Origin of the sequence: Paenibacillus sp. FSL M7-0134 (assembly GCF_038007865.1) — a bacterium.
In the GTDB taxonomy this organism is placed as follows: domain Bacteria; phylum Bacillota; class Bacilli; order Paenibacillales; family Paenibacillaceae; genus Paenibacillus; species Paenibacillus polymyxa_B.
In genome coordinates, this window is the sequence record NZ_JBBOXV010000002.1 from 22,735 (window position 1) to 35,173 (window position 12,439).

General features: G+C 45.9%; 10 protein-coding genes, 1 pseudogene and 1 riboswitch. Of the genes and pseudogenes, 4 read left to right on the plus strand and 7 right to left on the minus strand.

Going from position 1 to position 12,439, the window contains the following annotated elements; all coding sequences use genetic code 11:
• Window positions 1-34 precede the first annotated feature (34 nt).
• The 3 genes and pseudogenes from opp4A to NSQ58_RS15870 all read left to right on the plus strand — a co-directional run bounded on the left by opp4A (window position 35) and on the right by NSQ58_RS15870 (window position 2,858).
• The gene (gene opp4A / locus NSQ58_RS15860) at window positions 35-1,855 is read left to right on the plus strand and encodes an oligopeptide ABC transporter substrate-binding protein (RefSeq protein WP_028541232.1); all 1,821 of its coding nucleotides are present in this window, start codon (window positions 35-37) and stop codon (window positions 1,853-1,855) included.
• A 160-nt stretch (window positions 1,856-2,015) separates the two neighbouring features.
• Window positions 2,016-2,096 (plus strand): annotated as a pseudogene (locus NSQ58_RS15865) (LysR family transcriptional regulator); the annotation flags it as partial.
• Window positions 2,097-2,102: 6 nt separating this feature from the next.
• Window positions 2,103-2,858 (plus strand): LysR family transcriptional regulator substrate-binding protein, encoded by a 756-nt coding sequence (locus NSQ58_RS15870; protein ID WP_256704500.1) that lies wholly within the window; start codon window positions 2,103-2,105, stop codon window positions 2,856-2,858.
• A 27-nt stretch (window positions 2,859-2,885) separates the two neighbouring features.
• Here NSQ58_RS15870 and NSQ58_RS15875 read toward each other — a convergent pair whose 3' ends face one another.
• The 4 genes from NSQ58_RS15875 to NSQ58_RS15890 all read right to left on the minus strand — a co-directional run bounded on the left by NSQ58_RS15875 (window position 2,886) and on the right by NSQ58_RS15890 (window position 5,891).
• Entirely contained in the window at window positions 2,886-3,536 is a 651-nt protein-coding gene (locus NSQ58_RS15875) for an amino acid ABC transporter permease (protein ID WP_023986680.1), read from the minus strand.
• A 14-nt stretch (window positions 3,537-3,550) separates the two neighbouring features.
• The gene (locus tag NSQ58_RS15880) at window positions 3,551-4,210 is read right to left on the minus strand and encodes an amino acid ABC transporter permease (protein ID WP_023986681.1); all 660 of its coding nucleotides are present in this window, start codon (window positions 4,208-4,210) and stop codon (window positions 3,551-3,553) included.
• 71 nt (window positions 4,211-4,281) lie between these two features.
• Entirely contained in the window at window positions 4,282-5,112 is an 831-nt protein-coding gene (locus tag NSQ58_RS15885) for a transporter substrate-binding domain-containing protein (protein WP_341057837.1), read from the minus strand.
• 41 nt (window positions 5,113-5,153) lie between these two features.
• The gene (locus tag NSQ58_RS15890; RefSeq protein WP_028541228.1) at window positions 5,154-5,891 is read right to left on the minus strand and encodes an amino acid ABC transporter ATP-binding protein; all 738 of its coding nucleotides are present in this window, start codon (window positions 5,889-5,891) and stop codon (window positions 5,154-5,156) included.
• Between the two features lie 327 nt (window positions 5,892-6,218).
• On the opposite strand from NSQ58_RS15890, the gene NSQ58_RS15895 reads away from it, so the two are divergent.
• Entirely contained in the window at window positions 6,219-6,686 is a 468-nt protein-coding gene (locus NSQ58_RS15895; RefSeq protein WP_013308442.1) for a cupin domain-containing protein, read from the plus strand.
• A gap of 89 nt (window positions 6,687-6,775) precedes the next feature.
• On the opposite strand, the gene NSQ58_RS15900 is transcribed toward NSQ58_RS15895, so the two are convergent.
• From NSQ58_RS15900 to NSQ58_RS15910, 3 genes are all read right to left on the minus strand, one after another.
• A complete protein-coding gene (locus NSQ58_RS15900) occupies window positions 6,776-7,441 on the minus strand; it encodes a class D sortase (RefSeq protein WP_341057838.1) in 666 nt (221 codons plus the stop codon).
• A 115-nt stretch (window positions 7,442-7,556) separates the two neighbouring features.
• On the minus strand, window positions 7,557-11,072 hold the full coding sequence (locus NSQ58_RS15905) for a collagen binding domain-containing protein (protein ID WP_341057839.1): 3,516 nt from the start codon (window positions 11,070-11,072) through the stop codon (window positions 7,557-7,559).
• Window positions 11,073-11,265: 193 nt separating this feature from the next.
• A riboswitch (cyclic di-GMP riboswitch) is annotated at window positions 11,266-11,346 on the minus strand.
• 50 nt (window positions 11,347-11,396) lie between these two features.
• Window positions 11,397-12,278: an AraC family transcriptional regulator gene (locus NSQ58_RS15910; RefSeq protein ID WP_023986686.1), complete on the minus strand. Its 882-nt coding sequence runs from the start codon at window positions 12,276-12,278 to the stop codon at window positions 11,397-11,399.
• Between the last annotated feature and the right edge of the window lie 161 nt (window positions 12,279-12,439).

A 12,439-nucleotide genomic window follows, 5' to 3' on the forward strand; every position in this document is an offset into this window, starting at 1 on the left:
CAAGGATAAGGACAATGACAAGGAGGGATTTACAATGGTTAAACACTGGAAAAAAGGAATTCTGCCTGTTCTATCTGCAATTTTGGTGCTTTCTCTGGCCGCATGCAGCGGTTCGCCTTCCGCTTCGAATGGAGGGAAATCGTCTGACGGTACAGGCGGCACAGGGTCCGACAGCAAGCAGGTGAATGCCACAGCGCTGGAGAAGGCGATCAAGAACGATAAGGCCCCGATTAAGGGTGGCATCATCAATTATGCACTCGTGTCTGATACCCCTTTTGAAGGTATTCTGAATCCTGTATTTTATGAAGGCAATCCTGATTTTGAAGTCTTCCAGTTTTTCTACCCTTCTATGTTTTCGATTGACTCCAATCTAAATATTGATAATAAAGGAGCGGCGACGATTTCCTTTTCCCCAGACAATAAGGCGGTGACTGTAAAAATTGATCCCAAACTGAACTGGACGGATGGTAATCCCGTAACGGCAGAGGATTATGCTTTTTCCTATGAAGTGATCGGTCATAAAGACTACGAAGGTCCGCGTTATGATAGCTTTATGACCAACATTGTGGGCATGGAGGATTATCACGCGGGTAAGGCCAAAACCATTTCTGGCATCAAGGTGCTGAATGAGAAAGAGGTTACCATTCACTTCAAGGAACCTAATCCTTCGGTGAAATCGGGACTTTGGTCTACACCACTGGAGAAAAAGGTATTTCAGAATATCCCCGTGAAAGATATGGCCGGATCTGATCCTGTCCGTAAAAATCCGATTGGCTATGGACCGTTCAAAATTAAATCAATGGTCACAGGTGAATCTGTGGAATTCGTCAAAAATGAAGATTATTTCCACGGTGAGCCCAAGTTGGATGGTCTTCATCTGAAGGTGGTGAACCCGAATGTCATTACCGAGGCGCTGAAAAGTGGAGAAGTCGATTGGGCCAGCTATCCAACCACCCGTTACAATGAGGCCAGTAATCCGAAAAATGTACAGTTTCTCGGTCAGGAGGAATTATCTTATAGCTATGTGGGCTTTAAGATGGGCAAATTCGATCAGGCCAAGAATCTAAATATCATGGACCCGAACGCCAAGCTGGCGAACAAGTCATTGCGTCAGGCCCTCGGCTATGCGCTGAATAATGAGCAGGTCGGCAAGCAGCTCTATCATGGACTTCGGATTCCAGCAACATCCCTGATTCCGCCTGCCTTTAAGGGATATCATGATATAAATGCAAAGGGCATCGCGTATGACCCGGACAAGGCGAAAAAGCTGCTGGACGAGGCAGGCTATGTGGACACCAATGGAGATGGATACCGTGAGGACCCTAAGGGCAAGGAACTGGTGCTCCATTATGCGGCAATGAGCGGAGATGCGACAGCTGAATCGCTGGCAAAGTTTTATTTGCAAAACTGGAAGGATGTCGGACTTCATGTCGAGCTGGTGGACGGTCGTCTGCTTGAGTTCAATTCTTTCTATGATCGTGTGCAGAAGGATGACCCCGGCATTGATATTTTTGGCGGCGCATGGAGTACAGGTACAGATGTAAACCCTAGTGGGCTGTATGGACGCGGAGCCAGCTTTAACTACTCGCGCTTTACCAGTGAAGAGAATGATAAGCTGTTGCAGGAAGGGGTGTCTGTGAAAGCCTTTGACGACAATTATCGTAAAGATATATACAATCAGTGGCAGGCGTATATGAGCGAGGAGGCGCCCATTGTACCGACGTTATTCCGTTATTCGCTGGAGGCAGTGAATAATCGGGTAGCTAATTACGATATTACCCGTGGCAAGGAGTATGATGCAGACACGTTTGCGAATATTACGTTGACTGCGGAAAAAGCCGAAGTAGCCCAATAATCTAAAAAAGCGCAACAACCTGAAGAAGAAGCGCGAACCGGATGGATCCGATTTTGCGCTTCTTTTGACCTTTTAATGCAATCATTCTGGGGATTCTCGAAGGGAGAGAAGGAAGACGGAAATACGTCAGCTTCAATACTTCATTGCCGTATGCGAGGAACTGCATTTTACGAAAGCTTCGGAAAAGATCGGAATCTCCCAACCCACGCTTAGCTTGCAAATTAAGGCGTTGGAAGAGGAATTGGGCATGACGCTTTTTGACCGTGCAGGCAAGAAAATTAAAATGACAGATGCCGGAAAATTGTTGCTGCAACACAGTGCACATGCGCTCAAGGATTTACAGCAAGCAAAGGCTTCCATTGAGGAGTTGCGCACCGAGCAACGCGGGAGTTTGCGGATTGGTATCGCATTACCGGAGCTGGAGGAACCATTGCAAGAAATGCTTATCCATTTTCATCAGTCATTTCCTAAAGTCAGCCTGCACATCCATCCATCATTTGATGTAACAGAACAGCTGTTGGATAACCGAGTGGATGTTGGCATTACGCTGCATTCGGGTACGGATGAAAGGCTTGTCCAGCTTCCTCTTCGTACGGAGAACTACTGTCTTGTTGTTCCGGTAGAGCATGTGTTTTCCAACCGTACTTCCATTACGCTGGACGAATTGAGGCATGTACCCTGGGCGATGCAGCCAGAGTGTCATCCCGGCAGGAAACTGATTGAGAAGTGCTTCCGTGATCGTGGGTATCCCTTTGCAACCGTCTTGGAGACAAATTCCATACCTTCAATCCTGCGCTGGGTACAGGAGGGACTTGCCGTAACCCTACAGACGGAGTCCCTTGCGGCAGAATTGGATCGCTCACAATTTTGCACTGTACCTATTTTGTGCGGCGTGCTCCAGGGTCAGCTAGAGTTGATTTATCAGTCTGGCCGTTATCAGGGAGAAGCGTTGAAGCGATTGATTGAAAAGATACAAGCTGTACTAACAGTGCGTTCCAACTAGTGGCAACCCTGATGAGTATCAGGAGCTTTAATGTGTACGAACTTCCAGCCTGCGTGCAATCAGTGACATACTGTAATTGACAGCAAAGTACAGGAAAGCTGCGAACAGCAGGGCTGGAATGACAAAAGATTGATTTTGCCCACCGACAATCTGAATGTTATGCGTCAGCTCCGGCAAACTGATAATGACAGCCAGTGAGGTATCCTTGAATAGGGAAATGAACTGGCTGACCATCGGGGGCACCATGCGACGAAGCGCTTGGGGCAGAATGATATGCCATAAGGTTTGAGAATAGCTTAAACCGGAGGAACGTGCGGCTTCCACCTGTCCTTTATGGACCGAATTCAGACCGCTGCGCACAATCTCGGCGATCATGGCTCCCTCGAAGATCGACAGGCCTGTAATGGCTGCCCACTTGAGGGAAATCGAAATTCCGATGGATGGTAAAACCATGCCGATGAAGAAAATAATGAGCAATAATGGAAGATTGCGAATGAGATCAATGATAAAGGCTGCAACCTGTGAAATAACAGGTAAGCGGGTATAGCGCAGAATGCCGAATAAGATACCAAGAACGAAGCTGAACACGATAGAGTAAATAGCAACCTCCAGTGTGAGCAGGAAGCCCTCCAGTATAAAACGCACATTAGGCCACACAAACAATCCACCGAAATCCATACGGGCTTCCCTCCTTAGGATGTTTTGGACAGACGCCGTTCCATATAAAGTACAAGAAAGCTAAGCGGAACCGTCAAGATAAGATACAACAGCGCCGTGATGGCGTAGACTGTGATGGGCAGGAAGGTATCCGAGTTAATGAGGTCCGAGTAATACATTAGGTCCAGTCCGGCCACAATAGCCAGCACGGAAGAGTTTTTGACCAGATTAATGAATTGGTTGCCGATCGCAGGCAGTACAATTTTGATGGCTTGCGGTAAAATAATGCTGATCATCGTCTGGTTGTAACTCAACCCGGAGGACCTTGCCGCTTCAAATTGCCCCTTGGGCACAGATTGAATGCCGGCACGTATGGCTTCAGCAATAAAGGAGGCTGTGTATACAGTCAATCCGAGCGTTCCAGATACGAATCCGTCCAAAGGGATGCCCAAAGTAGGAAGCCCGAGATAAAAAAACAGTACGACGATCAGCAATGGGATATTGCGGATGACCTCTACATAGACGGTACCAATCCAGTTCAGCCATTTAAAAGGCGCAATTCGGAGGATGGCAATAATAGCCCCCAGAATAAAGCTTCCGATCAAGGCAATGACACTAGCTTGAACGGTATGAAGCAAGCCTTCTCTGAAACGGTCGCTATGATCGAAAAGTACGTTGATATCAAAAGTAAGCATCTGCGAATTTACCTCCTTATCCAGACTTAAGAAAGGAAGGAGCTCGCAATCGCGGCTCCTTCACAAGAATACTATTCGGGTTTAACCCCAAGCCATTGCTCGTGGAGCTTATTGTATTCACCGTTGCTTTTCAGTTCCTTGAGCGTATCATTAATAGCTTGTAGCAGTTCGGTTTGCCCCTTCTTCACTGCAATGCCGTAAGGTTCCTCTGTGAAGTTCCCGCCTACAAGAGTATAATTCGGGTCTTGCTGCTGCATGCCGAGCAGAATAGAGTTATCCGTAGTCAAGGCTTCTCCTTTACCTGCTTTGAGGGCGTTGAAAGCATCCTGATAGTTTTCGAATTCCAATATCGTTGCTTCAGGTGCTTTTTCACGGATATTTTTGGCGGAGGTAGAGCCCTTCACGGCGAGCACCTTGGTCTTCGGGGTCAGAGACTCCAGCCCGGTGATGGGGCTCCCCTTTTTCACAAGCAGAGATTGCCCGGCGTTAAAATAAATGTCGCTGAAATCAACCTGCTTTTTACGTTCGTCCGAAATGGTCATCGTCGCGATAATGGCGTCAATGTCCCCGTTTTGCAATAAGGTGATTCGTGTTTTGGACGTGACTTCTTTTAGTTCAAGTTTGGTTTCATCGCCAAAAATATGTTTGGCTACAGCCTTAGCGATGTCGATATCAAAGCCTTCTACTTTTCCGCTAGCCGGGTCTTTCAGTCCGAACAGCTTGGTATCGTATTTCACACCAACGACCAGTTTGCCACGCTGTTTGATCGCTTCCAGCCCGTTGGCTGCTGCCGGCTCATTCCCCGACGTTGCCGCTCCTTCTTTGCCTCCACAGCCTGCCAAGACGAGCAGACAAGATAAAGCTACCAGCACCAAAGTACTCCATTGAAATCTTTTTCTCATCAGAACATTCCCCTTTCGATTTACGCTACATTGGTAGTCTATTAATGATGAATCAGACGGCTCAGGAACAGGCGAGCCCGTTCTTCACCCGGATTCTGAAAAAATTCGACAGGTTGGCTGTCTTCCAAAATTTGTCCTTTGTCCATAAAAATCACGCGGTCCGCCACTTCACGTGCAAAGCCCATTTCATGAGTGACAATGACCATTGTGATGCCCTGATGGGCGAGCGAGCGCATAACATCCAGTACCTCTCCGATCGTTTCGGGATCAAGTGCTGAAGTAGGCTCGTCAAACAACATAATTTTTGGATTCATCGCGAGCCCACGGGCGATCGCGACCCGCTGCTGCTGTCCACCGGACAATTGGGCGGGGTAGCTCTGTGCCTTTTCTTCGATTCCGACGCGCTTTAGATAGGTGATGGCTGTTTGAGTAGCTTCTTCTTTCGAGATGCCCAGTACCTTCATAGGTGCCAGTACAATGTTTTCAATCACCTTTTTGTGGGGATACAGATTGAAATGTTGGAACACCATCCCGATATTGCGGCGGAAGGCATTAATATCAATCTTTTTGTCATGTACAGGGATCTCGTTAACGATCAGCTCCCCATCCGATATCGTTTCCAGACGATTGATGCAGCGAAGCAGGGTGCTTTTACCCGAGCCGGAGGGACCGATGATTACGACGACCTCGCCCTCCTTAATCTGAAGATTAATGTCTTTGAGTACATGGAAGTGACCGTAATGCTTGTTGACGTTGCGAAACTGGATCAGAGAGCTCACCCCTTTTTAGGCTTGGATACATAGCTTAGTAGACGGATTGACATGATCAAGCTCTATTAGAATTTAAAAATTTCTCTCATGATACTATAAGCTTACAATAAAAAACAAGATTTTATGTCACTAAACTTTACGTGTAATGTATTTTGGTGTGTTTTTTGCTAGTAAACTGTTATTTATATGTTGAAAACGAATAAATATCCGTAATTTTATGTTATTAAATTTGACATAAACTATTGATCCTCGACATGCCAAGGGAGAAACGTGACAAAAGCAACGCTATGTTTTACAGTAGGGAAGAAGGAATTTAGGGTAAAGGAAGGTTAGACAATGACGAAAGCTATTTCACCGCTAGTAACGGCATTGGGCATGGAGCCCCATCCAGAAGGCGGCTGGTACAAAGAGATGTGGAAGGCCCATTTCCAAATTCCGAAGCCTGTACTGCCGGATGTGTATTCCGGTCCGCGCTTTGCAGCTTCGTCTACGTATTTCTTGCTGCATCCGGGTGAGTTCTCCGAGTGGCATGTGGTCCATTCTGATGAGCTGTGGTTATATCATAGCGGAAGCCCTGTAGAGTTGAAATTGGGTGGAAGTGGAGAAGAGCCTGGTGAAGAAACTGTGATTATCGTCGGTGCGGATGTGGAGGCAGGACAGCATCCACAAGCACTCGTTCCAGGAGCAGTATGGCAAACGGCACGTCCGCTTGGGGATGAGCCCGTGCTGGTAACCTGTGTGGTTGCACCAGGATTCCACTTTGATGATTTCAAGCTGATTGCCAAGAATCCAACTGAATCATGATGTGAGCATTGGCGGGTGTATTTCTGTAATGAACAGGAATGGCCCGCCTGATTTATGTTTACTCATAGAAATAGGGCTTTAAAATAGCTTTAGGTGCTTAGTTTCGCCTGAACAATGAGACGATGGGTGGGGTTTACGAGAGGGTCACATGTAATCAGTGTAAGCAGCTTTTGTTTTTTGAAGCTTTTCAGAACAGACACGTCCGTAGGATCGACCACCTTCAGGCTATAAACGCTATATACATATTGGTTACCCCGAGCGTTAACAACAATCTTATCCCCGATCTTCAATTCATTTAGACGATTAAATAAACGTCCAGAGGTACGGGCTCGATGAGCAGCAATGGCGGCATTCCCTGCTTGTCCCAGCGTCCCCGTTTCCGGCATATGTACAGCCGCGTGTCTCATATTTATCCTCGTTGCGCCTTCCAATACAGGGAGCTTTAAAGCAATACGACTTATACTAATAGTGGCTATGGGAGTTTGTTCATTAGCGCTTACCATGGGAGCAGGGGATGGGGAAGTATTTTGTCGTGCTTCACTAACCGGAACTTCTGTAAGACGAGTGGACAAGCGAGCATAGCTGTCCGTAAGACTGGGGGGCCATAGCGCGTCGCTTTTTCCAGATGGTAGCTCTGCTGCTTTTAATAGCTTGCTTTGTTCCTGATCCTCATTCCATTCCATCGCTTTAGGAAACAAAATAAAAAGTAAGCCTAACACAATAAATACGTAGGAAAGTTTACGCAGACTCAGCAATCTCGCCTCCCCTAAGCAATATACGGATTATACATATTTTTTGAAAAATGCCCCATTCCCGACTCATTCCAATCGGGAATGGAATGAGTCGGGAGATCAGGGCAGGTGATCGGTTTTATTTTTTGTTTATTCGTGTGAATTTCAAAAATACGCCCCATATAACCATCGCTATGCCTGTCAAATAGAACGGAACGGGGCTGCTTTCACCTGTTTGGGGCAATTGGTGTACCGCAGGTGTATCCTCCGGATCTTCAGGTTCTTTTCCCGGAACCTTGAGACGGATCTTAGGTTCGGGATCGTCTTTCGAATCCACCGGAGGAGGAGGATCTTGATGAGGCATGACGGCTGGCGGCTCCGGCTCCGGCGGTATAGGCGCAGGTTCCTCCTGTGGAGGGACTATGTCCTCCGGAGACTTTGGCAATGACGGAGGAACGGTTATAGACGGAGTATCGGGTATTTCCGGATCTTTATCATGTTTTTTACCTGAGCCTCCGGACGGGGGTGAAGGGTCTGGATGAGTAGGCGTTCCTGGTTCGTTTTTCTTTTCTTTACGATTGGTGATCACAACCCTCTTTACGCCAGAGCTTTGCCGCAGTGTTGCGTCTATTTTGATCTCGAGCTTGCCCTCGGTGATTTTATAGCCCTCCGGTGCTGCCAATTCTTCCAAGATATAATCGTCATGAAGCAAGGAGGAAAAGATGATTTTGCCTTCCGCATTGGTGGTCTGAATGAGCGGGGCTCTTTTTTGACCTTTATCATAGAGCGCAAACTGTGCGCCAGGCAGTACCTTGTCAGGCATATCCTGATCTACCTTGGTCAGCTCAAGACTTTCGGTCACACCCCCGCCAGAACCGGAGCCGGAAGACGTTCGTACGATGATTTCCTGGCTGGTTTCCCGCATCTCTGTCGTCAAGCGATCCCCCTCAAAGGCAACCTTATTACTCACCTTGGCTTTGTCTTCAGCATGAATGAACGATTGGTATTCAAGTATAAAAGCAGTGGAAATATCCTTGGCAAAAGTAACTTCAAAAGTTTGCTGGCCTTGAGCGTCTGTCTTGATATACAGCTTGTAATCTTGGTTTCTAATCAACTCGGTGCTTTTGGTGGTATTTCCGTTGGCAGCGATGATTGTAGAGTACAAATGAAAGGAATCCTCAATTAGGATTTGATTGTTGCTAGGCTGATCTATAATTTTAGCGTTAGATACATGGGACTGTCCTTCATTGATGCGGATGCTCCAATCGATCTTATTTCCATTTTGTGTACCGACTTTAGATACATATTCTCCGCCATGAGGTACCGCGACTTGCGCTGCCCATTCAGAGACTGTTTTTTGTCCATCCAGTAGAAGGGCTTGATTGTGGATTTCTTTTTCAATCAGTTCTCCTTCCAATGAAGTTTGAAAGGTAATCCAGTAGGGAGTCTGTATTTGCTCCTTGAACTGGATACGCAATTCATTACCATTTTGCTCGGAGGGAGGAATAATGGTGTATTGATCTGCTGGGATTTCAGCCCCTTTTTGTACGCCATCCCACCATCCCAGCAAGGTCATATCGTATACTTTTACGGAGGCGGGCAGTAACTTCTGACCTTGCAACAAGGGGTCTCTCACTTCCGCGTGATTCAGAATCTTGCGATTGTAGTTAGCTTTAATGTCCCAGGTAATGAGCTTGGAGGTTGCATTATAGCTTCCTTGCTTGGCACCGTTTCGTTGTGTCATAAAGTCCGGCCAGATCGGGCACTCCACTCCTTGCGATGATCTTTCTCCGTCTTCAAACTGGTATTCTATATGGGATTTATTACGAAACTCGGGCTTCGTCGTATCCGTTTTCCAGTCATTATTATAGGTGGTTGAATACTTGATTGTATAAGCCTTCTGAATGGCTTTATGAAAAATGAGCGTAAATCCTTGTTTATAGTCCTGTGATAGCGGAACCAGCTCATAATCCGTGGGCGCACGTAGCTCCGTTGTTCCGTCAACACTTTGAATTTTCAGGGTGTCCGGTAACAAAGCCAAGCCCCCGTTTGGAAACACATCCTGAATGACAATATTTTTCATGATGTACAAGTCTGTATTGATGGTAATCACCCAAGGTATGATTTTGGTGTTGTAATTGGGTGTGTCATACATTTTAGTCATAACTCCGCTTATGATTTCCGTCGATACAATCTTCTGCGTTCCATCCGAGGTTATGATGTTTATAACTTTTCCATTATCATAGACACGGCCTCTGGCTTGAGTCTGGTATCGGATGGTATAGGCTGAATCTACGTCGAAGTTGAATTGAAGTTTGAAGCCGTTGCGGTCCGGATAATCAACTGGGATGACAGTATACGCCCACGATGGGAGTTCCTCCAGTGTGTTTCCCTTAAATACTTTCAAAGAACCGGGCAGCAATTCTTGAGTTTTGTTGAAATGATCAATTAAAAGAGCTTTGGCTTCGGGGATTTTTGTCTCGCTGAAGTTATATCTTATGGCCCACGAGAGTGTTTGTGTGGCATGATCATATTTTTCAACCTTTTTGGACAAGAATTCACCACGTTCTACCTGAACAGTAGCGGTAGCAGCGACGTTCTCTATCGCATCTCCTGAAAGCGTTGCTGTGTTGGAAAAACGTGTTTCGTCGCCAATAATGCGTGTGGAATATTGGATCTGATAGGCCGTGTTCATGCTATCGTCTTGAAAACGAATCACAAACCCTGTCCCGGCTTGATCTGCTTCAATGGCATATTCACTCCCATTTACAAGGTCTCGAACAACGGTCGAGCCATCGATATTGATTTGTAGATGATAGAGCCGGATAGAGTCTCTTCTGAGTTCCAGCCCTGAAGGAATGGGATCGGTGATGAGGGCGTGCTTTACGGTGTTTAGCTGTTTGTTCACATCAATGGTCCAGTCGATCTGGTTTGTGCCAGCTATTTTCCCTTGTTTGCTTAGGGTTGGCCCTGACTGGGGTTTTACATTCACGATGACCGTTTGCACCCCGCCTTTGATCGGAATCGCAATGATGATCTCTGTACTGCCTTTCACCGTTTCTTTCGTAAACTCGGTTTTAACTTGTAGTTTGCCGCTGACATTGGAGTGATTCTCTACATATTGGTTAAAGGTCATGATAACCTTGCCCTGACGATCTACTGTGAAGTATCCCACGGTTCCATCGGTAGTGACTAACGGAGATGAGATATCAGTGTAGATGACAAACTGTTCTGGTAAATGAAAGGTGAAGGTGTCCCCTGACTTATAGGTATTGTCAGGAAGCTCCCATTCATAGCCTAGTTGGATGGCTGATCCGATGTCGAATTGGCTGTCTGGACTATATACCGCATCAATGACACGCCCTGCTTCGTCGGTCAGGCTCAACTTCGTTAATATGCTCTGCGGAGCTGCATCATGTTGAGACTTTGAACTGACTGCTCCTTGAACGAAGGGGACCGTGTTTGAAGGAATCTCCCCAGGAGGTTCAAGGTTTGGGACAACGTATACAGCATCTGTAACGGTAGGTGTAGGATCAGATACAGCACTCTGCGGCAGTTCTGGGGCTGGAGCATCTGCGTAAGCCAGCGTTGCGCTGAAAAAGCTTTGGACAATGAGCAATAAGGCAATGATCATTACATTTATTTTTGTTCTCATGCTCCAAGTGATTCTCCTATTCATCGTAATATGGCAATGCTTCGTTCGAAATTAGTATATTCAGCATGCTAGGCAGACATGACTATCCCAATAGAAAAAAAGCCCTGATCATAGCGATCAGGGCTTTCTTCGAGAGAGGCATAGCAATTTGTGATGGATCTATGTAAAAAAGACATAATAAAAAGCTCGTTCATCTGGTAGCTGGCTGCCATCCGGATAGGAAGGCCCTATAGTTTTGCGTCACTGCCTTTCGACAGTTTTGCCATTAACTTGAATAGCTTGTGCGTCTATCATCTATCAAACTGATTTCATGTAACCTCTCATTTACAACTTGGAACGGTTCCCCCATTTTTTGCGGAAGGAATGAGGTGTTTCTCCTACATGCTCCTTAAATAGGTTAATAAAATGGCTCGTATTGGGAATCCCTACGTACCTTGCGATATCCACAATGGACATGTCACTGGTTTTAAGCCAGCTTTGAGCGGCTGTGATACGGACATTAATGAGATAATCAATCGGAGAGAAACCGATCTGCTTTTTGAAATTTTTAGCCAGATTAAACTTGTTTAATTCAAACATGTCTGCCAGCGAGTCCAGTGTTATTCGCTCACAGTAGGACTGATCCAAATATTGCTGTACCCGGCGTACTTCGCTGAGGGTTTCAGCATTCACATGCGGATGATCATAGGGATGTTGCAAAATGCACATTAGTATTTCACCAATGAGCCTGGACGTTAGCAGCTCAGCGGAAAGACTTCTGTCAGACTGCCCGCAAATCAGAGCATGGAGCTTATCCAATATAATATGCGGATTATGCATGGAAATGACCGGTTTATTATGCTTGGCAAATTGTTCGTAAAAATTTTCGATCAGGTTGCCATACAGGTACAGGCTGATATACTCCCAGGATTCATGACCGGAGGTGCTGTATTGAACATATTCCTCGCAATTAATAAAGAACAAATCTTGAGGTTTTATGATATATTTCTTGTCCCGGTACAGTAATTCTCCCTTACCAGACAACGTAAAGACAAGCAAAAAAGAGGCAAGTTCTTTCCTTTCCATCGTAAAAGCAGAAGTTTTTTGAAAGTAGCCTAATTCCTGGATATATAAAAGGGATTGCTTGGCAAAAGCGGAGGGAGTGCGTACAATTACGACCGGATCGCCATTCCAGAGGCCCACGTTGTTTTTTTGGTCTGTTGTCATATTCAATTCCTTTACAAAAAAGCAATTTTATCTAGCATATCTTGGTTTGATTTACCAATATATAATGGCTGATTAAACATGATTTCCTATTTATAAAAGTTTATTTTATCACAACAAATATGTCTATATATCAAATTATGTGTGTGAGCTTTATGGGAGTC

Coding starts and splice junctions, on each gene's coding strand:
- opp4A (WP_028541232.1), top strand. CDS start 35: ATGGTTAAACACTGGAAAAAAGGAATTCTGCCTGTTCTATCTGCAATT.
- NSQ58_RS15870 (WP_256704500.1), top strand. CDS start 2,103: ATGACGCTTTTTGACCGTGCAGGCAAGAAAATTAAAATGACAGATGCC.
- NSQ58_RS15875 (WP_023986680.1), bottom strand. CDS start 3,536: ATGGATTTCGGTGGATTGTTTGTGTGGCCTAATGTGCGTTTTATACTG.
- NSQ58_RS15880 (WP_023986681.1), bottom strand. CDS start 4,210: ATGCTTACTTTTGATATCAACGTACTTTTCGATCATAGCGACCGTTTC.
- NSQ58_RS15885 (WP_341057837.1), bottom strand. CDS start 5,112: ATGAGAAAAAGATTTCAATGGAGTACTTTGGTGCTGGTAGCTTTATCT.
- NSQ58_RS15895 (WP_013308442.1), top strand. CDS start 6,219: ATGACGAAAGCTATTTCACCGCTAGTAACGGCATTGGGCATGGAGCCC.
- NSQ58_RS15905 (WP_341057839.1), bottom strand. CDS start 11,072: ATGAGAACAAAAATAAATGTAATGATCATTGCCTTATTGCTCATTGTC.
- NSQ58_RS15910 (WP_023986686.1), bottom strand. CDS start 12,278: ATGACAACAGACCAAAAAAACAACGTGGGCCTCTGGAATGGCGATCCG.